This window comes from Rhodococcus sp. SMB37 (genome assembly GCF_004345605.1).
Classification (GTDB): Bacteria; Actinomycetota; Actinomycetes; order Mycobacteriales; family Mycobacteriaceae; genus Rhodococcus.
This window is the reverse complement of the sequence record NZ_SLVY01000004.1, coordinates 59,888-82,989: the sequence shown is the minus strand read 5'-3', so window position 1 is coordinate 82,989 and position 23,102 is coordinate 59,888. Positions and strand designations below refer to the sequence as shown.

General features: G+C 66.6%; 20 protein-coding genes. 8 read left to right on the top strand and 12 right to left on the bottom strand.

What is annotated here, in order from left to right; genetic code table 11:
- Position 1: 1 nt before the first annotated feature.
- Complete coding sequence (egtA, locus tag EV641_RS08135; RefSeq protein WP_132471629.1) at positions 2-1,228, bottom strand: ergothioneine biosynthesis glutamate--cysteine ligase EgtA; 1,227 nt, start codon at positions 1,226-1,228, stop codon at positions 2-4.
- Between the two features lie 155 nt (positions 1,229-1,383).
- Between egtA and EV641_RS08130 the strand changes: the two genes are divergently transcribed.
- From EV641_RS08130 to pth, 3 genes are all read left to right on the top strand, one after another.
- A complete protein-coding gene (locus EV641_RS08130) occupies positions 1,384-2,556 on the top strand; it encodes an aminotransferase class V-fold PLP-dependent enzyme (protein WP_132471437.1) in 1,173 nt (390 codons plus the stop codon).
- Between the two features lie 211 nt (positions 2,557-2,767).
- Complete coding sequence (locus tag EV641_RS08120) at positions 2,768-3,370, top strand: 50S ribosomal protein L25/general stress protein Ctc (protein ID WP_054715479.1); 603 nt, start codon at positions 2,768-2,770, stop codon at positions 3,368-3,370.
- Between the two features lie 146 nt (positions 3,371-3,516).
- Positions 3,517-4,089, top strand: coding sequence for an aminoacyl-tRNA hydrolase (gene pth / locus EV641_RS08115; RefSeq protein ID WP_054715483.1), 573 nt, complete (start codon positions 3,517-3,519; stop codon positions 4,087-4,089).
- Positions 4,090-4,140: 51 nt separating this feature from the next.
- Here pth and EV641_RS08110 read toward each other — a convergent pair whose 3' ends face one another.
- Complete coding sequence (locus EV641_RS08110) at positions 4,141-5,775, bottom strand: fatty acyl-AMP ligase (RefSeq protein ID WP_132471436.1); 1,635 nt, start codon at positions 5,773-5,775, stop codon at positions 4,141-4,143.
- 205 nt (positions 5,776-5,980) lie between these two features.
- Between EV641_RS08110 and EV641_RS08105 the strand changes: the two genes are divergently transcribed.
- Positions 5,981-7,675, top strand: a complete 1,695-nt coding sequence (locus EV641_RS08105) for a peptide chain release factor 3 (RefSeq protein WP_132471435.1) — start codon at positions 5,981-5,983, stop codon at positions 7,673-7,675.
- 105 nt (positions 7,676-7,780) lie between these two features.
- A complete protein-coding gene (locus tag EV641_RS29685) occupies positions 7,781-8,395 on the top strand; it encodes a hypothetical protein (RefSeq protein ID WP_054715487.1) in 615 nt (204 codons plus the stop codon).
- A 23-nt stretch (positions 8,396-8,418) separates the two neighbouring features.
- Here the strand turns inward: EV641_RS29685 and EV641_RS08095 are convergent, their stop codons facing one another.
- From EV641_RS08095 to EV641_RS08080, 4 genes are all read right to left on the bottom strand, one after another.
- Positions 8,419-9,456, bottom strand: coding sequence for an enoyl-CoA hydratase/isomerase family protein (locus EV641_RS08095; protein ID WP_132471434.1), 1,038 nt, complete (start codon positions 9,454-9,456; stop codon positions 8,419-8,421).
- Between the two features lie 60 nt (positions 9,457-9,516).
- The gene (locus EV641_RS08090) at positions 9,517-9,951 is read right to left on the bottom strand and encodes a VOC family protein (protein ID WP_132471433.1); all 435 of its coding nucleotides are present in this window, start codon (positions 9,949-9,951) and stop codon (positions 9,517-9,519) included.
- A gap of 41 nt (positions 9,952-9,992) precedes the next feature.
- Positions 9,993-10,478 carry a nuclear transport factor 2 family protein gene (locus tag EV641_RS08085; RefSeq protein WP_054715495.1) on the bottom strand — a complete coding sequence of 162 codons (486 nt, stop codon included), beginning with the start codon at positions 10,476-10,478 and terminating at the stop codon, positions 9,993-9,995.
- 91 nt (positions 10,479-10,569) lie between these two features.
- Positions 10,570-11,217 carry a TetR/AcrR family transcriptional regulator gene (locus EV641_RS08080; protein WP_132471432.1) on the bottom strand — a complete coding sequence of 216 codons (648 nt, stop codon included), beginning with the start codon at positions 11,215-11,217 and terminating at the stop codon, positions 10,570-10,572.
- Between the two features lie 92 nt (positions 11,218-11,309).
- Here EV641_RS08080 and EV641_RS08075 point away from each other — a divergent pair, with 92 nt between their 5' ends.
- Together EV641_RS08075 and EV641_RS08070 are read left to right on the top strand one after the other, a co-directional pair.
- Positions 11,310-12,845 (top strand): acetyl-CoA acetyltransferase, encoded by a 1,536-nt coding sequence (locus tag EV641_RS08075; RefSeq protein ID WP_132471431.1) that lies wholly within the window; start codon positions 11,310-11,312, stop codon positions 12,843-12,845.
- Positions 12,846-12,936: 91 nt separating this feature from the next.
- Positions 12,937-13,848, top strand: coding sequence for a universal stress protein (locus EV641_RS08070; RefSeq protein WP_054717174.1), 912 nt, complete (start codon positions 12,937-12,939; stop codon positions 13,846-13,848).
- Between the two features lie 54 nt (positions 13,849-13,902).
- On the opposite strand, the gene EV641_RS08065 is transcribed toward EV641_RS08070, so the two are convergent.
- Positions 13,903-14,901, bottom strand: a complete 999-nt coding sequence (locus EV641_RS08065; RefSeq protein ID WP_347238227.1) for a nitroreductase family protein — start codon at positions 14,899-14,901, stop codon at positions 13,903-13,905.
- Positions 14,898-17,183: a phosphoenolpyruvate synthase gene (ppsA, locus tag EV641_RS08060; RefSeq protein WP_132471430.1), complete on the bottom strand. Its 2,286-nt coding sequence runs from the start codon at positions 17,181-17,183 to the stop codon at positions 14,898-14,900. The genes EV641_RS08065 and ppsA overlap by 4 nt, the downstream gene beginning before the upstream one ends.
- Positions 17,184-17,301: 118 nt before the next feature.
- Here ppsA and EV641_RS08055 point away from each other — a divergent pair, with 118 nt between their 5' ends.
- Entirely contained in the window at positions 17,302-17,901 is a 600-nt protein-coding gene (locus tag EV641_RS08055; protein WP_241996952.1) for a hypothetical protein, read from the top strand.
- Positions 17,902-17,926: 25 nt separating this feature from the next.
- Here the strand turns inward: EV641_RS08055 and EV641_RS08050 are convergent, their stop codons facing one another.
- The 4 genes from EV641_RS08050 to EV641_RS08035 all read right to left on the bottom strand — a co-directional run bounded on the left by EV641_RS08050 (position 17,927) and on the right by EV641_RS08035 (position 23,062).
- Positions 17,927-18,814 carry a universal stress protein gene (locus EV641_RS08050; protein ID WP_132471429.1) on the bottom strand — a complete coding sequence of 296 codons (888 nt, stop codon included), beginning with the start codon at positions 18,812-18,814 and terminating at the stop codon, positions 17,927-17,929.
- Positions 18,815-19,025: 211 nt separating this feature from the next.
- Positions 19,026-20,453, bottom strand: a complete 1,428-nt coding sequence (locus tag EV641_RS08045) for a wax ester/triacylglycerol synthase domain-containing protein (RefSeq protein ID WP_241996950.1) — start codon at positions 20,451-20,453, stop codon at positions 19,026-19,028.
- Between the two features lie 148 nt (positions 20,454-20,601).
- Entirely contained in the window at positions 20,602-21,039 is a 438-nt protein-coding gene (locus EV641_RS08040) for a DUF6069 family protein (protein WP_054720288.1), read from the bottom strand.
- A 235-nt stretch (positions 21,040-21,274) separates the two neighbouring features.
- On the bottom strand, positions 21,275-23,062 hold the full coding sequence (locus EV641_RS08035) for an ABC-F family ATP-binding cassette domain-containing protein (protein WP_132471428.1): 1,788 nt from the start codon (positions 23,060-23,062) through the stop codon (positions 21,275-21,277).
- Positions 23,063-23,102: the final 40 nt, after the last annotated feature.

Sequence of the window (23,102 nt, the reverse complement as noted above, 5' to 3'; positions counted from 1 at the left end):
CTCACCGTTCGGCCACCCCCGGCAACTGCCCGCGCATGCAGCGCGCCGCGGCGGCGTCGAGCGCCGTGGTGAACCTCATATCCGGGGACGACTCCGCAGCCAAGGACAACAATCCCACTGCGGCGGCGCGTAATTCGACGGCAGCGAGACCTTGCTGCGCAGCATCGACCCAGAGCTGACGGACAGGTTCGGCGATCGCCGATGCCTCCGCCATGACCTCCGGGCTCCTCAGCAGAGCTTCGATGGTCGCGATCGGCACCTGCCACAGGTCGCCCGGCTGTGCGTCCAGATACCGAACCTCGAGATGCCCGCACGGGCGCACCGGCGGGAACAGTGTCGTCAGGTGATAGTCGAGGTCGGCGAAAGTGGGCCGACGACCGAGCTCGTCGTCGAGACTTCCGTTCAGCCACTCGGCGAACGAGGCGCCGGGTGGTGCGTGCCACTCAGGGCCGGCCGATCGGACACACAGCAACGGGGCGTCGAGCGCCCAGGCCGGATACTTCTGCGGGTCGGCCACCATCGCGGTGCGCTCGGGATCGAGCGACAGCCAGGTACGCATCCGCTGAGACACCCATGCCCCGTCCGGAGCGCCCCGCAGCGCGGGCGAACACCCGAACGCGGCGATCAATGCGGGACCGATCGCGTGGAGCAGCTCCCAGCGGCGAGCGAGTTCGACGTCGTCGGCGCCCGCATCGACACTGACCTGCACCGCGGCCGTGCTGTTCATCATCAGCCGCCCGAGGGGGCCGATTCGGTCGAACCGCAATTCCATCGCGGAGTATCGCGGCGTGCGAAGCAAGCGATGGGGCGGCCGGATCTCGTCGGTCGCGCAGTCGAGCATCGACACTGCGCGGCGCGCAAGCAGCGATCGCAGCATCTTCGCGTCGGCAACCAGACGATCCACCGTCTGCCGCGCCGACGTACACGGCACGCTCGCCAATTCCACCTGCCCGCCCGGTTCCAGACTGATCGCGCTGCCCGACGGGAGCGGGCGAGCCGACGACGACGGCGCGATGGCCTTCGGGGCGTGGGGTCCGAGTGCCTCGACGATCGACGAGAGCTCCGGCCGCGACGCGGTTCCGTCCGCACGGGCCGTCAGCCATTCGAGTTCCGCGCCGATCAGCCGCGGTGGGCCGAAGCGGAAACTCACCCGACGTACGTACTCCTCCGCGGAAGCACGCGGACCGAGCTCCTTGTCGGCGCGCGGCATCGCCGCGTCCATCGCCATCACCACTCGATCCACCCTCCTTCGTCGGTGGGCCAGGTCACTGAGCGAGCCTAACGCGCACATCGCCGCAACGCCCAGAGAACGCTCCGGCGCCACACCGACCACACTAGATTCGGCCAGTAGATCCTGCCGACAGGAAATGGAGGCCCACTTCCATGCTCGATGTGCAACAGGCCCGCCGCGACACACCCGGCTGTTTCGAACGGGTGTTCCTCGACAGTGCGGGGTCCTCACTCCCTCCGACTCCGGTCGTCGACACCGTCGTTGCCCACCTACGACGCGAGGCCGAAGTCGGTGGATACGCGGCCGCCAACGAGCGACTCGGTGACCTGGCCGAAGTGAAGGCCTCCCTAGGACGGTTGTTCGGGGTCGACGCTACCTCCATGGCGTTGTCCGACAGCGCATCGCGGGCATGGACGTCGTTCTTCTACGCGGTGCCGCTCGAACCGGGCGACCGCATCCTGCTCTCGCAGGCCGAGTACGCCGCCAACGCCGTCGCGGCACTGCAACGGGGCCGTGCCACCGGCGCGAGCGTCGAGGTGGTTCCTTCCGACGACGCCGGACGCATCGACGTCGAGGCACTGCGCGAGCTGCTCGACGAGCGCGTCAAACTCGTCTCGGTGGTGCACGCACCGACCAACGGCGGACTCGTCAACCCGGTCCGCGAGGTCGCCGACGCTGCGCATGCGGTGGGCGCGCTGGTGTTGCTCGACGCGTGCCAGTCTGTGGGGCAACTGCCCGTGAGTGTGCCCGAACTGGACGTCGATGCGCTCTCGGGCACCGGCCGCAAATGGGTGCGCGGCCCGCGAGGCACCGGGTTCCTCTACGTGCGACCACGGTTGATCCTCGACCTCGAGCCGGCGATGATCGATCTGCACAGCGCGACGTGGACGTCCCCCGACACGTACGAACTCGCACCCGACGCGTCGCGCTTCGAGATGTGGGAGACCGACGTCGCGGCCAGGCTTGGGCTCGGCGCAGCCATCGACTATCTGCTCGACCTCGGACTCGATGCCGTGGTGGAGGCCATCGGCTACCGCGCCGAGCACACCCGCGACGGGCTCGAGCGGATCCCGGGTGTCACCGTGCACGATCGCGGCGCGCCGCTCAATGGGATCGTGTCATTCACCGTCGACGGCATCGAGCCCACTGCGGTGCGCGACGCGCTCGCCGCGCAGGCGATCACCGTCACCGTCAGCTCACGCAGCTCCACCCTCCTCGATATGTCGCAGCGGAAACTCGATGCCGTGGTCCGTGCGTCACCGCACTATTTCGTCTCCCCGGCCGACGTCGATCGCTTCCTCGTCGCGGTGCGCTCACTCACATAACGAGGCCCGTTCGCGTTGCGCATTCGGATCCGGTAAAGTATGTCGAGTTGTCTCGGCGAGGGTGAACCGCGTAATCGCTGGCTCACCGTGATCGACGCGGCTGCGGCTCCGTCAGGGCGTAGAAATCGCTCCACTGCCGCGCGTGTCCGGTCCCGCATTCGTCGAGAAGACCGACCCCGTGAGAGTTCACTAGCGTAGGAGCCGTTGCACCATGTCCAACGAGAACCGTCTCGTCGCCGCTGTCCGCACCGAGTTCGGCAAGGGCGCCGCCCGCCGCACCCGTCGTGCCGGCCAGGTCCCCGCCGTCCTGTACGGCCACGGCACCGACCCCAAGCACCTGTCGCTTCCCGGCCTCGATTTCGCTGCCGTTCTGCGTAACCACGGCACCAACGCCATCCTGACCCTCGACATCGAGGGCACCGAGCAGCTCGCCCTCACCAAGTCGGTCACCACGCACCCGATCCGCCGTAACATCGAGCACGCCGACCTGCTCGTGGTGAAGAAGGGCGAGAAGGTCACCGTCGAGGTGCCCGTCGTCCTCACCGGCATCGCGGGCTCCGGTGCGCTGGTCGTCCACGAGGTCAGCACGATCAAGCTCGAGGCCGACGCCCTCAGCATCCCCGAGGAGATCTCGGTGTCGATCGAGAGTGCTCCCATCGGCACCCAGATCCTCGCCGGAGGCATCGAGCTTCCCGCGGGCTCGACCCTGCAGGACGATCCCGAGCTGCTGATCGTGAACATCGTCGAGGCCGCTGCCCAGGCGAACGCCGAAGATGCAGCAGCCGACGAGACCGAGGAAGCAGAAGAGGCCTGAGCCTGACCTGCTCGAATCATTCGGGTTCAGTGAAGTCTTTCGTGCGGCGCGTCATCCTTCGGGGTGGCGCGCCGCACGCGCGTTCTGCTGAGCAGAACCCAGCCACACATCATGCAGCCACACAAAGTTCGAGGGAGAACCTGCACGTGAGCGAGGACACCGCGCTCGTCGTGGGGCTGGGAAACCCCGGCCCCAAGTACGAGACCACTCGACACAACATCGGTTTCATGGTTGCCGACGTGCTGGCCGACCGGGTCGGCGGGAAGTTCAGCGCACACAAGAAGAGCAACGCCGAGATCGTGCAGGCCCGCCTCGACGGACGGCAGGTGATCGTCGCGAAGCCCCGCACGTACATGAACGTGTCAGGTGGTCCGGTCGCGGGTCTGGCCAAGTTCTTCTCCGTCTCGCCCGCGAACATCATCGTGATCCACGACGAACTCGACCTCGATTACGGCACGATCCGCCTCAAGCAGGGCGGCGGCGAGAACGGACACAACGGTCTGCGGTCCACGTCCTCGGCGCTGAGCACGAAGGACTACTTGCGAGTGCGCATGGGGATCGGCCGGCCACCGGGGCGTCAAGATCCGGCGGACTTCGTACTCAAACCCTTCTCCTCCACCGAGCGCAAGGACCTCGGGGTGCTCTGCGAAGAGGGCGCCGACGCCGTCGAACTGCTCCTGAAACTCGGTCTCGAGGGCGCCCAGAACCGCATCCACTGACCGGTGCGTGCTTTCGGTAGTGGCCACTACCGAAAGCACGCACCGGCGGCATCAGTGGTGAAGCAGCGATGCCGACGTGCCGCGGCGCAGCTTGCCCGACGACGTCTTCGGGATGTTGCCCGGGCCGAGCACCGCAACCGTGCGGGGACGCGCCCCCACTTCCGCGCACACCGCGTGAACGACCTCGTGCTCGATACGGTGCACTTCGTCGAGGTGGTCGATGAGGTTGGTTTCGACCGCCACCGCGAACGATTCCCGCTTGTCACCCGCATCCAGCCGGATCGCGACGGCATTGCCCGGTCGCACCCCGGCCACACTGCACGCGGCGCGCTCGATATCGGTGGGATAGATGTTGCGTCCGCCCATGATGATGACGTCCTTGACCCTTCCGCACACGACGACGAGACCCTCTTCGGTGAAGTAGCCGACGTCGCCGGTGTCGAGCCAGCCCTCGCTGTCCTGCGCGGGTACCGGCCCGTCGACCGTGACGTATCCGCGTGTGACGGCCTTGCCACGCAACTGGATGATCCCGACCCCGCGGGTGGGGAGTTCCTGCCCGTCGTGACCCACGACCCGCCCTTCGAGTCCGGCGACGAGGTGCCCGAGCGTCGGCATGCGACGGGCGTTCGAGTGGGCCGACGGCACGGCCATCCCGCCCGACTCGAGCAGATCCGGGTCGACGACATCTAGCACCTGTCCGTGGCCGGGGTCAGGCACCGACACCGCCAGCGTCGTCTCCGCCATCCCGTAGACAGGGGCAAGGGCCGTGGGGTCGAGCCCGAATCGGGCTCCCGCCTCCGCGAGAGCGTTCATCGTGTCGGGGTCGACGGGTTCAGCGCCGTTCCACATCCATTTGACCGACGACAGATCCACCGCACCGTCCGCGGCCCGAGCGAGCTTGCGCGCCAGTAGTGAATACGCGAAATTCGGTGCAGCAGTGACGGTCCCGCGATACTTGGTGATGAGATCCGCCCACAACATCGGTGCCCGCAGGAAGTCGAGCGGAGTCACGGAGACGACCTCGCCGCCCATCTGCATGGGGACGCTGAGGAATCCGACCATGCCCATGTCGTGGAACAACGGCAGCCAGCTGATCATGACGTCGTCGTCGAGCGAGAACTTGATGCGTTCGAACATCGCGTACGCGTTGACGTAGAAGTTCTCGTGCGTGATCTGCACGGCCTTCGGCGAACCAGTGGATCCGGACGTCAACTGCTGCAGCACGATGTCGGACTCCGCGGTCTCGACCGGGTCGATCGCCCTGCCCGCGCGCAGTTCCGAGGTGGTGACGACCTCGATGCCACGCTCCCGGAGCAGCGGTTCCGCGATGTCGAACGGAGCACCTAGCACCACGATCTGCGCGCCGATCATGCGCAACACGGTCTCCGTGTCGCGCGTCCATCCGTCGAGATCGGTGCGCGGGGTGGGCTGGTGCAGCATCGTGATGCTTGCGCCGCGCATCCACACGCCCTGACAGATCGGGGCGATGTCGACGGGAAGTCCGGCCAGGACCGCGACCGCGTCCCCCCGTGCGACCCCACCCGCTGCCAGGCACCCCGCCATGCAGCGAGCCTGCTCGTGGATCTGCGTCCAGGTCTGCCGACGCGGCGAGTCCGGCTCGCCGGTGATCAGACCTCGTGTACTTTCGCGCCCCGTCGCGTACATCTCATCAGTGAACCTGCTCACGAAACACTCCTCGTTCCGATACGACCGAGCCTTCTTGTGTCGAAATCCCGACCCCACGAATCAGAGTGACCTCGAATCGGTCGACCGGGGACCCTCTCCCGGGAAACGTGATCGAATCTCAGGGAAAACGACACCGAATCGCCTAGTAACATGGACGAGTTGCCTGCGATAGTCCCCCACCAGAAGTTTCGAGAGGTTTCCCGCGTTGAGTACCCCGCCCGCCTCCGCCAGCGAATCCACCAACGCCGCGAAGCCCGCTTCGTCGAACGAAATCCGTTCCGAGGCGCTGCGGCGGCGCACGTTCGCTGTCATCTCCCATCCGGACGCCGGTAAGTCCACTCTCACCGAGGCCCTCGCACTGCACGCGAAGGTCATCTCGGAGGCCGGCGCCGTCCACGGCAAAGCGGGCCGCAAATCCACCGTGTCCGACTGGATGGAAATGGAGAAGGCCCGCGGCATCTCGGTCAGCTCCACCGCGCTGCAGTTCAACTACGCGTCTTCCGAGGCACCGAAGTCCGAGGACGGTGTCGACACCGTCAACGTCATCAACCTCGTCGACACCCCCGGCCACTCCGACTTCTCCGAGGACACCTACCGCGTGCTCACTGCCGTCGACGCGGCCGTGATGCTCATCGACGCCGCGAAGGGCCTCGAGCCGCAGACGTTGAAGCTGTTCCAGGTGTGCCGCCACCGTGGCATCCCGGTGATCACAGTGATCAACAAGTGGGACCGCCCCGGTCAGACACCTCTCGAACTGCTCGACGAAATCGACGAGCGGATCGGACTCACCCCGACGCCACTGTTCTGGCCCGTGGGTATCGCAGGTGACTTCCGCGGCCTGCTTCGGCGCGGTCTCGACGAACACGCGGGCGAAGCCGTCGAATACATCAAGTTCACGCGCACCGCGGGCGGCGCGAAGATCGCCCCCGAGGAGCACCTGACCCCCGAGGTCGCGCTCGAACGCGAGGGCGACACCTGGACCGAGGCCGCCGAGGAATCGGAACTGTTGTCGGCGAGCGGGCAGGATCACGACCAGGAGCTGTTCCTGGCGGGCCAGACATCGCCGGTGATCTTCGCATCCGCGATGCTCAACTTCGGTGTCCGCCAGATCCTCGACACCCTCGTTGCGCTTGCCCCGCCGCCGCGGGCCCGCCTGGCCATCGACGACACACCCCGCGAGGTCGACGACCCGTTCAGCGCCGTGGTGTTCAAGGTGCAAGCCGGAATGGACACCGCCCACCGCGACCGCCTCGCCTTCATGCGCGTCGTCTCGGGTGTGTTCGAACGCGGCATGGTCGTCACCCACGCCCAGACCGGCAAGCCGTTCGCGACGAAGTACGCACTGACCGTATTCGGACGCGAACGCACCACCGTCGAGAATGCCTATCCGGGCGATGTGGTCGGCCTGGTCAACGCCACAGCCCTGGCCCCCGGCCACACGCTGTTCGTCGACAAGAAGGTCGAGTTCCCGCCCATCCCGTCGTTCGCACCCGAGCACTTCGCGATCCTGCGGGCCGAGAGCGCGTCGAAGTACAAGCAGTTCCGCAAGGCCGTCGACCAGCTCGATTCCGAGGGCGTCGTGCAGATCCTCCGCAACGACATCCGCGGCGATGCGTCGCCGGTGATGGCGGCGGTCGGCCCCATGCAGTTCGAGGTGGTCGCGGCGCGAATGAAGGCCGAGTACAACGTCGACCCGAAGATCGAGCCGCTCGGATACGCGCTGGCGCGCCGCACCGATGCCGAGTCGACCACCGAACTCAACCGTCAGCGTGGCGTCGAGGTGTTCGAGCGGTCCGACGGCGTGTTGCTCGCACTCGTCAGCGACAAGTGGCGGCTGCAGTACATCCAGAAAGAACTCCCCGACCTCACCCTCGAGCCCTTGGTCGCCGCGACGGATTGATCCGTCAACAGTAAATACCGGACATACGGGGTGACGCGGACACCCTCCTCCTGGTAATTTGCTGCCGTCGAGCACGCACGCTCGGGTGATTTCAGGAGCTTTCCAATGAACGACGATGCATCGTCCGTGCCGTCGGGAGAACTGCCGAAGGGCGGGACGACCGAGACCAGCGCCACCGAAGCCGGGCAGTCCCGGTCGGGTGGGCGGTCGAAGGCCCCGAAGCGGTCGGGCACCTTCGTCTACCCGTTGCCGAGCACACCGCTCCCGAGCAGCACACCGATGACAGTGCTCACCGCGGGTGACACACCGGGTGTGCACGCGATCGACCGCAACCCGGCCGGCGGGGTGGGCGCCGGAACCACGAACGAAGGGACGTCCTCGGTGACGAGCAGCACCAGCACCAACGGCAGCACGACCAGTACCAACGGATCGAGCACCGATGCCTCCGGCACGCTCGGCACCGCCTCGAAGTCCGGCGCGCCCGCACGCCGTAATTCGATGGGTGTCGCGTCGGTGCGGATCGCTGCGCGTCTGGCCCACGGCGAGCTCGGTTCGCGGTCGTCCCACGGGATCGACCCGACGATCGACACCGACGAACTGCTGCAACTCCTCGGTGAATATCTGGTGGCAGGCGGTCTCGAGAAGCCCGAGATCCACGCGACGCTCGGTGGTCAGCCGATTGTGGTCGATCTGCAATCACCACACCGCTTCATCCGCTGAACCACTCAGGGCCGCTGCACCGCTCAGTCGAACAATGCGGCGACGGTCTTCGGATCCACCTCCTCGACCTGCGAGGGCGACCATCGCGGTGAGCGGTCCTTGTCGACCAGCGCGGCGCGCACACCTTCCGCAAAATCCGGGACCGCACTGATACGCACGGCCACCCCGAGTTCGCGAGCGAGGCATTCTTCGAGGGTGCTCTCGGCACCGCGCCGCATCAGTTCGACCGTGGCACACACACTGGTCGGCGACAGGGCGCGCACCGCTGCGAGCGTCCGCGCGGCCCACTCGGCATCGATGTCTGAGTCGGTATCGGTGAGCCGACCCAGCATGTCGTCGATCGTTCCGTCTCCGAACACGGCCTCGATGTCGGCGAAGCGCTGTTCGAGCTCGGATGCCGGTGCGGGCACGACGAATTCGTCGAGGGCAGCCTGCCACAAACCCGCGCGGATGCGGTCGGCAAGATCGTCGACGCGATCGCTGGGAACGAAATGGGTCGCGAGGCCCACCGCGAGCGCATCACCTGCCCCGATCCGAGCTCCCGTCACAGCCAGGTACATCCCGACCGCGTCGCAGCGCACGGCGGTGCCTCTGAGGCGGGGAAGAAAGTGGCTCGATCCGACGTCGGGGATGAATCCGATCGCGGTTTCGGGCATCGCGAACGATGCTTTCTCCGTCACGACCCGCACCGCGCCGTGCACCGAGATTCCGAGACCGCCGCCCAGAGTGACGCCGTCGAGAACCGCGAGATACGGCTTCGGGTAGGTGGCCACGAGCGCGTCGAGTCGATACTCGGCCGCGAAGGATTCGCGCACCGTGTCGAAATCGCCGGCCAGCACCGATTCGCGGGCAGGCTTGATGTCGCCACCCGCGCAGAAGGCCCGGTCGGAGCGGCTCGTGACGAGTACCGCCGTGACAGCGGCGTCGTCACGCCACTGCAGCAATGCAGCGTGCATGTCTCGGATCATCGACCCATCGAGCGCGTTGAGCGCTTCGGGCCGGTCGAGTTGCACCTCGCCGACCCCGTTGGCGACGTGTGTGCGGATGAACGACTCTTTCACGGGCCGGAGCCTACCGGTCGCGCACGACAAGCGTGACCTGTGCGTGCGGGTCGGCTAATTCTACGGTTCACCCGTCGCCGGACTCCCGGTGAGCGGACCGACAAGCATCCACCGATGCCCGAACGGGTCGATCAATGTGGCATTCCGGTGACCGTGATTCTCCGAGATCCACCGTTCGACCCTCCCGCCGGCGGCGCGGGCACGTTCGAGGACGGTATCCGTGTCCGCGACCGGAAGCATCAGGCTCACCGACGTCGCTCCCCCGGCCGGTGCGGTCAGGCCCATCTCGGGGAACTCCTCCGCGAGATACACCATGCCCGTCGGGAAGCCCAGTTCGGCGTGGCCGAGCCTGCCGTCGTCCATGAAGATCGGCTCACCCTGCAGCGTTGCACCGAACGCGCTTCCATACCAGTCGATTGCGTCGCGGCCGTGCCCCACCGTGAGATACGGGATCGCGCCGGCCGGAGGAAACACCGTGTCGTCGGGGGTCGCCATGGGCACCCCTCCTTTCGGACGTCTCACCATCTCGTGCGATTTCAGGACGCGCGCGGAGGCTGCTGGAGCATTGCCCATCGGTTGCTGCTCAGCCGGAACGAGGGCATGTCCGCCAGGGATACGACCGTCTCCCAGTTACGTTCGTATCCGGTGTGCGCGATCCGCCAGGCACCGTCGTCGCAGCGGACGTACCGATCGTGGTAGTACGCCGACCCACGCAGGATCATGCCGTCTTCCGGAACGATGACGGTGTCCGCGAGCAGCCATGTTCCCGTTGCCGTTCGGCCGCTCTCGTCGATCCGGATCTCGGGGTGACTGCAGTGGTGTTCTGTGACCATGTGGAGGCCGAGTGTGTTCTCGAGGAAGTTGATGAAGACGTCGCGGGATTCGAAACTGAGATGTTCGCCGTATACCGCGGTGGCCTCGGGCACGAGAGTGTCGGTGAGTTCTTCCCAGTTCTTCGTATCGAGGGTTCTCGCGTAGCGATACTTGACCTGCGCAATCTGCTCCATTGCCTCCAGATCCATCGCTGATCTCCCATCACCGCGTACCTGTTGCAAGGCTATCCCGGATCACGGCCGGACGATGTCCGAATGAAAGACCCGCCGGTCAGCTCTATTACAGTTCGATTACGCTCTGGCTCTTGCGTTTCGGATCGGACACCGATCCCGCACCGTGCAGTGCTCCGACGACCACCTCGACGATGCGGTCCGCGTACGCGTCGTCGTCGTCCGGCGCGGGGTCGGAGAGCCCGAACAGTGCGTGACTGAGTACGGCCCCGGTCACGATTTCGAGCAGGAGCGTGACGGAAGTTCCGGGATCGAGTTCACCGCGCTCGACCGCACGGTGCACGATGGTGCGCGCCGCGAGGATCCGGCTGCGATTGAGCGTCCGGGTCAGATGGGCGAGCAACTCCGGATTGACTCGCGAGTCGAGCGCCACGCGTAGACTGACGAGGCCTGATGGTGTGCGGTACCCGTGCAGGAGTTGTCGCGCGAGTTCGGTCAGGTCGGAACGCAGCGCGCCGGTGTCGATCGGGACAGGAAGTGGACTGCGGGCCTCGAGCGCCTGGACGAGAAGCTCGTCCTTGGTATCCCACCGCCGGTACAGCGCGGCCCGCCCTACACGGGCCCGGCGACCCACGGCGTCGAGGGTGAAGCCGCGCCAACTGGTTTCGGCATACACCTCGAGCACGGCATCGAACACTCGGTCCTCGAGGTCGGCGTCGCGTGGCCTGCCGCGGCGACGAGCGGGGGTATCGGTCACGCGATGAGTGTGCCAGACCACACCTCGATATACAGACTGAATCAGTCCGTATTACGCTCGGAGTGCCACCCCCGACGACCACGAGGCCCTCGATGACAGACCCTGCACGGACAGAGCCAGCACGGACACCGGTCGTGATCGGCGTCGGCGACCTGCGATCAGGGCGCGCCGGCGCACCCGCAGACCCCCGGGAACCACTCGACCTGATCGTCGAAGCGACCCGCGCCGCGCTGGCCGACACCGGTCTCGCAGACGAACTCGTCTCCCGCATCGACACCGTCCGCGCGGTGAAGACCGCGAGCTGGTCGTACGACGACCTGCCCGGACTACTCGCCGAACGCATCAGCGCCGCCCCCGAGCACACGTCGACGACCCCGATCGGCGGCCACTGGCCGGCCGCACAGCTCGACCGGATCGCATACGACATCGCGAACGGCACCAGCTCCGTCGCGCTTCTCGTCGGAGGCGAGGCCCAGGCCTCCATCAGCAATGCACTCAAGGCCGGAACCGACCCGGCCGCACTCGGCTGGATCGCCGCCCCCGGCGGCCCCCCGGCATTCGATCCGGACGACCTGGGCAGCGCCGCGATGCAGCGCGCCGCGATGGTGGTTCCCACCCGCGTGTACCCGCTGTTCGAGAACCGGCTCAGTCACCGGCTCGGGCACTCCCGCGAGAAGTCGATCGAGTGGTCCGCGGAGCTCTACGGCACGTTCTCCGAGATCGCGGCGGACAACCCGGTCTCGTGGAATCCGGACGTGCGTACCTCCGAGGACATCCGCACCGTCGGTCCGAAGAACCGCGCGGTGACCGATCCTTATCCCCTGCTGATGAATGCGATGCCGTTCGTAGACCAGGCCGCGGCCGTCGTCGTCACCTCACTCGCGACAGCACGTGAACTCGGCGTCGCCGACGACCGGATTCTCTACGTCTGGGGCGGCGCTGGTGCGACCGAACCGACGGACGTGCTCGCCCGCGCCGATTTCGGCCACTCCGCCGCGCTCGCCGACGCGCTCCGCCGCACGCTCGACCGCGCAGACCTCCACGCAAGCGACTTCGACATCATCGATGCCTACAGTTGCTTCCCGGTGGTGCCCAAGCTGCTCGTCGAGCACCTCGGGCTCCCACGCGACACCGTCCCGACCGTCACCGGCGGCCACTCGTTCTTCGGGGGACCACTCAACAGCTACACGCTGCATTCGATCGTCGCGGTCGCGCGTCGACTGCGCACCGACGGCGAGCTCGCTCTCGTGCACGGCAACGGCGGGTACCTCACCTACCAGCATGTCGTGGTGCTCGGATGCACACCGCACAGCAACGGGTACATCGGCGATCCCGAGCCGGTCCTGTTGTCCGCGTCCGAGACCGAGCCCGCGCTCGACTACTCGGGTGAGATCGAGATCGTCACGGCCACCGCAGAATTCGGCCGCGACGGCACCCCCACCATCGGGTTCCTCATCGGCACGACCCCCGACGGCCGCCGCGTGTCGGGGCACACCGACGCCGCCGGTGCGCGGATCCTCGCCGCAGGCGCCGACATCATCGGTACCACCGTGCACGTCGTCGACCGCGGCGGCATAGTGACCCTCCCTCCGACTACCGCCCCGATGACAGAGACGTTCACGACGTAGGTCCCGACGTGACGTGACGTGCCTCGTCACGTCGCGGAGCATCGAGGCCGAAGCCCACTGCGCGCGACCGGTCACGCGATAGCCTCGAGTTGTGAAACCTCATGGTGCAGTGCCACAGGACCACAACCACATCACGGTCGGAGTCGACGGATCGTCCGCATCCGACCACGCCGTGCGGTGGGCCGCGGCTACGGCTGCAGGACGCAGGCTGACGCTACACATCGTCCACGCCGTGGACTTCGGCCCCACTGGGTGGACCGACATGCCGTTCTTCCGGCCCGCCGAGGTTTTCGAATGGGCAGAGGAGAAAGCGCGTGTGGTCCTGTCGGACGCCGAGAAGATCGCGCGCTCCACCGCCCCGGACCTCGAGATCACCACTGCGACGTCGATGACGGGTGGCTCTGCTTGGCTCGTGGAACTTTCCCTTCGGGCGCGAATCCTGGTACTCGGCGCCTCGGGCCATGGCCGACTGGGCGAGGCGGTGCTCGGCTCCACACCCAGCGCAGTCACCTCTCACGCCGGTTGCCCCGTCGTGGTCGTCCGTGGAACCGAACCGGTTGCAACACCCGACGTGCGTCCCGTCGTCGTCGGCGCCGACGGCAGCCCGCTGAGTGAGGCCGCTGTGGCCTGTGCGTTCGAGGAGGCGTCGTGGCGCGGCGTCGGCCTGGTGGCGGTGCACGTCTGGAGCGATATGAAGGTCGGAACGTTCGAGTCGCTTCCTCCCTCACTCGACCCGCAGTCGCTCGAGGAAAACGAGAACGCAATATTGGCCGAGCAGCTGGCCGGGTACCGCGAGCGCTATCCCGACGTCACCGTCGACCGTAAGCTCTACCTCGATGGGCCTCGGTCCCGCCTGCAGGAGTGGAGCGAACAGGCGCAACTTCTGGTGGTCGGCAGTCGAGGTCGTGGCGGGTTCACCGGATTGCTCCTCGGTTCCACCAGCAACGCGCTGCTGCGTCAAGCCCAGTGCCCGGTCATGGTGGTGCGCCCCCATCAGTCCTGACAGCCGTGGTCTGAGGTGCTGCCCTCCCCTGCCGAACGAGTACGTTTTCGCCACTCACGATCGCGCATCTCCATGACGCTCCCGAAACAGCACTTCCGAGAGGGGCCGTCTCGGCGTCGTTGGTCCCGAACGGGTGGGCGTCCGTAGGCCCACCCTGATCAGCACCTGCGGCACACCGTCGCCGCTGGCCAGTGAAGCGAGAGAGGTTCGGGTAGCCCCGGATTCGGTGAGGTGGGTGACCGGGCAGGTCGCCAGTCCGTAGGAGGTGCAGGCGAGAAGGACTGTCGACAGTGCCTCACCGCATCGCAACCAGTCGAGCCGCGAATCCGTGGTGGTCGAGAGCAGCAGGATCGCTGCGCGGTCTTCTTCTACGCTGACAATGTCGCTCGCTGCGCGACCGGCAGGGAACTCCCGTTCTGTCGCGACCGTCCATCGAGGAATCGGCAGCGCTTCGGCAGGCACACCATCGGGATACGCCGCGTGCCCGGTCCACCAGCGAAGTTCCGATTGGTAGGCCGGGTCGGAACGGCGTTCACCACTGAGTTGCCGGGACATGCCGGCGAGTGCAGGTCGTTCGTGCTCGCTGATCTCGTCGAGGTGTACGTCGGCCTCCTCGACGAGTTCCTGCAGGAAGCCGACGGTCTGCCGCCACTGCGGCGGTGGGTCCATCGGCAACCGCTCGGTGCGGCGCCCCGGGATCGCCGTCGCCAATCGGACGTCTACATCAGACACTTCGTCCACACGGCGAAAGTGGAGTGTCGCCAGGCACTGCCGGTGCGGAGAATGCGGAATCCGCTCGATCACCGAGCACCACCGTTCCGTGGCGAGCGCTCTCTGCACATGGTCCAGCGCCGCCCCGCAAGAGAGCACCATCTGGCGACCGGACGGATCAGTGGCCGGCAGAATGCGATCGTTGTCGGTGAAGAGCGTCAACGCATCCGCACCGAGAATCCACCGCCAAGGCTGGCTGTTGTGCAGGGACGGCGCGCGGCTGGACAGCGCGACCGCGGACTCGACGGTACGGCGGTCCGGCATCGCCTCCGCGGGTGTCACCGCCCGACCTCGCGTGCGCGATCGAGCAGGATCCGTTGTTCGGCCTGCGCCACCATCCTTCTGGTCCGCGACGCAGCGTCGGGAGTGACCGACACCGACGTGATGCCCCGCCGCACCAAGTGCTCTGCGAGCTCGGTGCTCGTCGATGCCGCCTGGCCACACAGCGACGTGGTCAACCCCGCCGCGGAGGCCCTGTCGATGATGTGGTCGATCGCATCGAGGACGGCTGGGTCGAGCGTGTCGAACAGCTCCCTGCACACTTCCGAATCCCGGTCCACACCCAGCATCAGCTGCGTGAGGTCGTTGCTGCCGATCGACACGCCGTCGATGCCGAGCTTCGCGTATTCCGGCAACCAATACACCACCGACGGCACCTCTGCCATGATCCAGCGCCGCATCCGGCGATCAGCCCCGAGGGGGTGCGCGTCGAGCTGGGCAAGGCACTCCTTCAGTTCCCATCGGGTGCGCACGAACGGGATCATCAGGTGAACGTTGGGATACCTGACCCGAACACGGTGCAGCACATCGAGGTCCAACGAGAACAGCTGAGGATCGCGAACGTAGCGAAAGCACCCGCGATACCCGATCATCGGGTTCTCCTCGTCCGGCTCGACCTCGCCGCCTTCAAGATCCGCGAACTCGTTACTGCGCAGATCGATCGCCCGGTACACCACCGGCCGCGGCATGAACGCCGCGGCGATCCGGGCGACCCCGTCGGCCATCTTCGCCACGTACTCCTCGCGCCGACCCTGTGCAATCATGTGCGACGGATGCTCCCCCGCCAGCGCCTCGGTGATCATGAACTCGGCCCGCAACAAGCCGACCCCGTCGACATCGGTGGCCGCGACCGATTCCGCAGCATCCGGAGTGGCCAGGTTGACGTAGACCGACGTCGCCGTGACGGTCGGAGCGACACGCTGCACCGCCAGGGCCGGTGTTGCCGCGGCGGACGGACCGACCGCGTCGTGTATCTCCCCCTCGAACACAGCGCCCACGTCACCGTCGACGGTGATCACCTGCCCGTCCCGCAGATCTGTGGTTGCGGTGCGTGCACCGACCACGACCGGTTTACCGAGCTCGCGTCCGACGATCGCCGCGTGGCAGGTGATGCCGCCGCCGTCCGTGACGATGCCACCGGCGCGCCGCAGAATCGGCAGCCAATCCGGTCGGGTCATGGGTGCGACGATGATCTCGCCGTCGGTCAGGCGATTGCCGTCAACCAGTTCGTGGAGCACACGGACCTTGCCCGTGGCCGTCCCGGGACCGGCGCCGAGGCCGGTCAGCATTGGTGTCACCACACCGTCGCCGGACGGAGCCTCGACTGCCGACCGGTCGAGTGTGGTGATCGGGCGGGTCTGCACGATCCACAACGCGCCCTCCGCGAAGGCGAACTCGAGATCCTGAGGGCGCCCGTAATGCTGCTCGACTCCCGCGGCGAGACGCGCGACGCGGTCGATCTGTTCGTCGTCGAGCACGCGGGTGCTGCGGGCCGGGTCGACCGCGATGCGTGTGTCGCCCGCGTCGGTCGACGCTATCCGGAACTCCTGATGACCGAGGTGCACATCGAGTATTTCGAAGGCGTCCTTGGCGACGACATAGGTGTCGGGCTCGACCTGGCCGCCGACGACCACCTCACCGAGACCCAGCGCCGCCTCGATCACGATGCGATCGAGGTCACCGCTTCGCGGGTCTGCAGTGAATACCACCCCCGAGGCCTCGGACTCGACCATCACCTGCACGACGACGGCAATGGACGGCTCATCCGTCACCCCGCGCAACCCGCGGTAGGTGCGGGCCCGTTCCGACCAGAGAGATGCCCAGCACGCCTGCACCGCACCCACGACCGCGTCGGCACCGATGATGTTGGTGTAGGACTCGTGGATGCCGGCGAAGGAGGTGTCCGCCGCATCCTCGGCAGGCGCCGACGAGCGCACCGCCACCGGAACATCCACGCCGAGAGCCTCGTACGCAGAGACGATGCCCTTCCTCATCTCGCGCGGAACGGGGGCATCGGTCACCAGCGCGGCAAGTTCGGCGGAAGTCCGAATGAGTGTGTCGTCGTCGATGTCGGGAGCCGGGACCGCCTCGGCGGCCAGTCGAGCGCGTACTCCCGCGGCCTGCATCGCGTCGATGTACGCAGCGGCAGTGACGGCGAACGCGGCGGGCACCGGAAAACCCGCTCGTGTGAGCTCGCCCAGATTTGCGGATTTTCCACCCACCGTGGGTGCATCGTCGGCACCCACGGTATCGATCGGTCGTATCCACATACTGTGTTCATCCATCGGTGTCTCCCTAGGTTCCATGGCAGAGCGGTTCCCCTCCACGCACGATGACCCGACTCCGGGCATTGGGAGCGCCGGATCCGAGACTTGCTACACCCGACTCGGATATCGTCGACAGATGCCGACCGATCGCTCCGAGGGAACGGTCACTCCCGAACACTGGACGAGTGCCATCGTGCACCTCGCACGATGTGTCGCCCGCACCGGCAGCCTGATCGCGACATGTCGCTTGCACCAGCCGCACCGGAACCTGGGCCGACAGATGACCTTCGCCGACGGCACCATCGGCACTGTGTACCGGGAAACCATCGTGAACGCCGTACCGGTCGATCCGGCTGTTCTTGTCGTCGCTTTCCGGTTGCGCGGTGTACGGGGATGGGGACATGCCGTGTTTCGGGCGGAAAGCCTGCTCAACACAGCCTTGTTCGCGGGATTCCCCGGCTTCGTCTCCAAACTCTGGCTCACCGCGGACGACCAGGGTCGGTATCGAGGTGTCTACCAGTGGGACGGTACCGGTCTCGCGGAGGACTACGTGCGCACGTTGTGGTGGCCGCTTGCCGTGGTGTCCCACCGTGATTCGATCCGCTTCCATGTTCTCACCGGCCAGCGCCGAGATGTATTCGTTTCCGGATCGGTGAATCATGAGGCTGACGTGGATCGTTCGGTTGAGGAATCGTGGTGGCGGCTCCGTCGGACCACGCCACCGCTGCACACCTGATGAACCGCCACCGGGCATTCCACCCTCACGACGGCCGGCTGCGAGCGATCATCACGGGGCAGGTGACGGAATGCAGCAGGGCGCGGCTGGTCGATCCCAGCAGCATGCTCGCGAATCCGCCTCGCCCGCGGCTACCGACCACCAGCAGCTGCGCATCTGCTGCCTGCAGCTGCAGATGGTGCACCGGCCGATCCATTACAACCACAGAGCGAACCCGCACATTGGGGAACTGATCCGCGCGGCCGGCGAGTTTCTCGGACAGCACAGCCTGCTCGTTGCCTTGGAGGCTTTCCCAGTCGAGCGTGTGATCGAAAGACGCTCGCATCTCGAAGTCCGACCAGGCATGCACCGCGACCAGTTCCGCGTCGCGCAACGACGCCTCTTCGAATGCCATCGTGATCGCAGCTTCGCTGTTCTCCGATCCGTCCACGCCGACGACCACCGGGCCGACGATGTCCGTGACCTCGACATGCGGTAGGGCACGCACGACCACCACGGGTGCGTGCGCGTGTGCCGCCACGGCTGCGCTGACCGAGCCGAGATGCTGCCACCCGAACGGCCCGCGTCTCGCGGCTCCGATGACCATTATCGACGCAGACTTCGAGCGCTCGATCAGCTCGTCCGGTGGAGTCCCGGTACAGATGTGGGTCTCGATCTCGATGGTGCCACCGGGTACCGTCTCATCTGCGTGTTTCGCAGCTGCCGCGAGCCGCTGCCTGCCGTCCGATTCCTCTTCTTCGAAGAATGTGGCGGGCATGCCGATCGGGATGCCGCGGAGCGCGAGAACCGGCACCGTGGTGAGGAGTTGCAGGGGAACATCCCGCAGGAGGGCTTCGCGCGCGCCCCATGACACCGCCTGAGACGAAGACGGTGATCCGTCGACACCGACGATGATCGGGCGGTGTGCATTCATCGTGCCACCTCGAAAAGATCTGGACTTCTTCGGCACATTCATCGTCGCCGCATCCGGGCGGTGTCCGTAGGGCAGAAGGTCCTACTTTCGCAGAACGAGTCCCGAAGCGGAAACGGACGATGTGCTCGACGGTATCTGCCGCCCCGATGAGGCTCTCGCCCTCCAGCAAGTCCGCGCTGCTCACGTCGTCTGCATGAGCGTGCACGATCTGTCAGAACTCCCCGGACGTGTCACGGAGGCGCCTCACCACCCTCTCTTCTGCGTCCGGATACCACCCGAGCACCTTCCGGAATCCGTCTGCAATCGCTTCGGTGAAGATGTCGAGGTCCGGAACGGCGTCGGCGTCGACGTGGAGGCCGACGCAGCAGTGCGACACGTACGACATCAGTGTGACGTTGAATGCCGACCCCAGGGTCGGCGCGAATGCGTAGTACCGCAGCACTTCCGATCCGGCGATGAACATTGGTACAGGCGATCCCACCACGTTCGAGGCGACGAAGTCCACGTGCTTGAACATGTTGCCCAATATGGATGCCGGGAGCAGATTGAAAGCGCCGGCGATACCGAACGAGAGTGCCACCGCCGGTTCGTTGCGCCACGCCTCGACGATCCTGTGGACGTGCCGCATCAATTCGCGGGGTTCAGCGATGTCGACGGGCAGCCCGAAACGCGCGAGAGTGATGCAATTGCCTCCCATCGGATCGTGCGCAGTGCGGAGACTGATGGGCAATGTCACGCGCAACTCGGAGATCTCCACACCGTGGAGCCGGTGATACCCCGCCATGCCCAGCAGAACGGACGCCAGGAAGGCGTCGTTGATAGAACATTCGGCGGCCGCGGCGGTCCCGCCGAGTGCGTCGAGTGGGATGTCGAGGGCGGCCACCTGTCGCCGGGTACTGCGTTCGGTCATCACCGGGGAAAGAGTGGTGAGCACCGGGCGCGTGAAACGCATAGTGGAATCCAGAAGGGCAGCGCTGCTGCGTAGTCTGCCGACCGGGCGCCGCACCCACTGCGTACCCTGCCGCACCAGCGCCGCCGGCAGCCCACGGGTGAGACTGCCGGCGGTGTCCCAGTACCAGCCGAGCGCCCCGATCGGTGAGTTCTCGGCGTCCGCTGCGTTCTCCACGACATCAGCGGGCTGGTCGCGGGCTGCGCCCTCGCGAGTGAAATCCACTATTTCCCGGGCGATCTGCATGCCGCCCAGCCCGTCGGTCAGTGAGTGATGCACCTTCATCACGAGGGCCGCCCGGCCACCGTCGAGTCCACTGAGCACGGTGAACTCCCACAGTGGTCGTTCCTTGTCGAAAGCCGTCATCGCGGCAGTGCGCGCGAAGTCGAGTACGGCATCCCAGCTTCTTCCGGCCGGCACCCGGAATCGGCGCAGGTGCCAGCCGAGCTCGAAGTCCGGGTCGTCCACCCAGCGGGGCGGCGCCGGGCCGAGGGGATCGGTGACAGCCTTTCGTCGGAAGAGGGGCACCCGCTGCGTGCCTCTCTGCATCATATCTACGAACCGAGACCAGTCAGGATCGCGATCGACCACCGCGATAGCGACGATCGTCGAACGCAGGATCGGATCCTCTTCCATCCGCCACGACATGTAATCCGCCTGCGACATGTATCCGTGCGGTACCGCGATCATCGTGACCACCCTGCCTGTCAGGACGGCCGGTTGACTCCGGGATCGGGCAGTCCCCCGGTCGGTTCGCTCCAGGTCCAGTATGCAACGTTCCGTCGCCGTCCGGCCCCGGACGGCAGGATCGGGACCGGACGGCACGAGCGGTGTCGCACTAGATGCGCACGCGCATCTTCTCGAGCCCGAGCACCGCCACCGCAGCGATGACGACGTGCATCAGGACGAGCATCACAGTGCTCGCCGCGTCGAAGTCCGCGCTGAGAGTTCCTGCGATGGTCGCGAGCGGCAGGAGCGCACCGACGACCTGCGCGATCCGCACGATCGGATTCCACCACAGGCTCAGCAACGCTGCGACGGTGAGCCCGGCCGCGAGGGGGACGACGGTCATGAGCACCACACCACCCGGCGCCGCACTGACGATCGCCCCGGCGTCGGTGTGCTCGAACGATCCACCGGCCAGCAGCCCCACCAGCCAGAGCACGAGGTTGGCGACCAACGCGGCGAGGACCGAAGCGACGACGATCGTGGGACGTCCGTAGTCGCGCGACCACACGGATGCCGATGAAACAGAAGATGTTCGGGTGACAGACATGTTGCTCTCCTCTTGGGCGGGTTCAACTGACTGTGCCCAGCCTGCAACCTCGAGTTGACTCGAGGTCAAGAGAAGAGAGCGTGCTCGTGTTCGGCGTGCACGGTGCTGCACCGCGGGCCTTCGACGCGGAGCCTCGGTCCGCGCACAGTTCCGGTGAGTGAATGGCGCACCCAGTCGATCCAACGAGACGGAGGGTACATTCGCTCAGGGCACGCGCGGACGCGCCGACAGAAGGTCAGTCCAGCGTGTCGGCAAGCTCCATCCACTGTTCCTCGGCGGCTTCCTTGTCCGCGACCACCTGACGCAGCTCGGCGTCGAGCTTCTGCAGTCGCTCGGGATCGGTTGCCGCGTCTGCCAACTGCACGTGCAGCTTCGATTCGCGCTCGTCGAGCTTGGCGATCGCCCGCTCGAGACGTGAGAGTTCCTTACGCGCAGCACGTTCGGCGGCACCGTCCCGCTTAGGCGCCGACGCCTCGGAGCCCTTCGACACCTGGGACGCCACCGACAACACCCCGCCGTCGCCCATCGCCGCGCGCCGTCGCAGGTATTCCTCGATGCCGCCGGGCAGGTTGGTGAGCTTGCCGTCGCCGAACAACGCCCACGTCGAGTCGCAGATACGCTCGACCAGGTACCGGTCGTGACTGATGACCACGAGTGTCCCGGCGAAGTTGTCCAGCAGATCTTCGAGTTGCTGCAGGGTGTCGATGTCGAGGTCGTTGGTGGGCTCGTCGAGCAGCAGCACGTTGGGCTCCGCCATGAGCACGCGCGTCAGCTGCAGGCGACGACGTTCCCCACCGGAGAGATCGCCGACAGGAGTGCGCTGACGGGCCGGGGTGAAGCCGAGCCGTTCCGCCAATTGACCGGCCGATACCTCCTTGTCGCCCAGCATGATTCGCTCGGCGACGTCCTTGACGGCGTCGAGCACCCGCATGTCGGTGGGCAGATCGTCGAGTTCCTGTCGCAGCCAGCCGATCTCGACCGTCTGCCCCTCGATGCGCTTGCCGGACGCGGGTTCGCGCTCGCCTGCAAGGGTGCGCAGCAACGTCGTCTTCCCGGATCCGTTGACTCCGACCAGACCGATCCGCTCCCCCGGCCCGAGCCGCCACGTCAGATCGTGGACGAGTTCGCGACCGTCCGGGGTGGCCAGGGTGGCGTCTTCGAGTTCGATGACGACGCGACCCAGCCGGCGCTTCGCGAACGACGCGAGCGCCACCGAATCGCGCGGTGGCGGAACGTTGGCGATGAGCGCTTCCGCGGCCTCGATGCGGTACTTGGGCTTGGACGTGCGCGCCGGGGCGCCGCGACGCAGCCACGCCAACTCCTTACGCGCCAGGTTCTGCCGACGTTCCTCCATCGCATCGGCCTGGCGGGAACGCTCGGCCCGCGCGAAGATCCAGTCGTTGTAACCGCCTTCGTACGACTCGACCTTGCCGCCGACGACCTCCCACGTACGGGTCGCGACGGTGTCCAGAAACCACCGGTCGTGTGTCACGACGACGAGTGCGCTGCGCCGTGCGAGCAGGTGTTCGGCCAGCCACTGCACGCCCTCGACGTCGAGGTGGTTGGTGGGCTCGTCGAGCACGAGCAGGTCGAGTTCCTGCACGAGCGCGGCCGCCAGCGCGACACGTCGCCGTTCGCCGCCGGACAATCCGTCGACGACGGCGTCGAGACCGAGCTTGTCGATGCCGATTCCCGCGAGTACCGAACGGATGCGCGCATCGCCCGCCCACTCGTGTTCGGCGACACCGAGGGGGCCGAGCACGACGTCACCGACCGTCGAGCCTTCAGGGAGCACCCCGCGCTGGGTCACCACGGCCATGCGCAGGCCGCCGACCCGGCTGACACGACCGGAGTCCGGTTCCTCGAGGCCTGCCAGGACCTCGAGCATCGTGGTCTTGCCGCCGCCGTTGAGGCCGACCACGCCGATGCGTTCGCCCTCTTCCACCCCGAGCGACACGGAGTCGAGCAACGGCTTGATGCCGAAGGATTTCGAGACCTGTTCGAGGTTGATCAGATTCGCCACGTGGTGCAGAGCCTTCCGGAGTTGTGTATCGGTGTATCGG

What these genes read in the sequence shown, in the direction of transcription:
- EV641_RS08055 (WP_241996952.1), top strand. Translation starts at nt 17,302, where the DNA reads ATGCCGACCGATCGCTCCGAGGGAACGGTCACTCCCGAACACTGGACG.
- EV641_RS08040 (WP_054720288.1), bottom strand. Translation starts at nt 21,039, where the DNA reads ATGTCTGTCACCCGAACATCTTCTGTTTCATCGGCATCCGTGTGGTCG.
- EV641_RS08090 (WP_132471433.1), bottom strand. Translation starts at nt 9,951, where the DNA reads ATGGCGACCCCCGACGACACGGTGTTTCCTCCGGCCGGCGCGATCCCG.
- egtA (WP_132471629.1), bottom strand. Translation starts at nt 1,228, where the DNA reads ATGGCGATGGACGCGGCGATGCCGCGCGCCGACAAGGAGCTCGGTCCG.
- EV641_RS29685 (WP_054715487.1), top strand. Translation starts at nt 7,781, where the DNA reads ATGAACGACGATGCATCGTCCGTGCCGTCGGGAGAACTGCCGAAGGGC.
- EV641_RS08130 (WP_132471437.1), top strand. Translation starts at nt 1,384, where the DNA reads ATGCTCGATGTGCAACAGGCCCGCCGCGACACACCCGGCTGTTTCGAA.
- EV641_RS08085 (WP_054715495.1), bottom strand. Translation starts at nt 10,478, where the DNA reads ATGGATCTGGAGGCAATGGAGCAGATTGCGCAGGTCAAGTATCGCTAC.
- EV641_RS08075 (WP_132471431.1), top strand. Translation starts at nt 11,310, where the DNA reads ATGACAGACCCTGCACGGACAGAGCCAGCACGGACACCGGTCGTGATC.
- ppsA (WP_132471430.1), bottom strand. Translation starts at nt 17,183, where the DNA reads ATGGATGAACACAGTATGTGGATACGACCGATCGATACCGTGGGTGCC.
- EV641_RS08045 (WP_241996950.1), bottom strand. Translation starts at nt 20,453, where the DNA reads ATGATCGCGGTACCGCACGGATACATGTCGCAGGCGGATTACATGTCG.
- EV641_RS08050 (WP_132471429.1), bottom strand. Translation starts at nt 18,814, where the DNA reads ATGAATGCACACCGCCCGATCATCGTCGGTGTCGACGGATCACCGTCT.
- EV641_RS08120 (WP_054715479.1), top strand. Translation starts at nt 2,768, where the DNA reads ATGTCCAACGAGAACCGTCTCGTCGCCGCTGTCCGCACCGAGTTCGGC.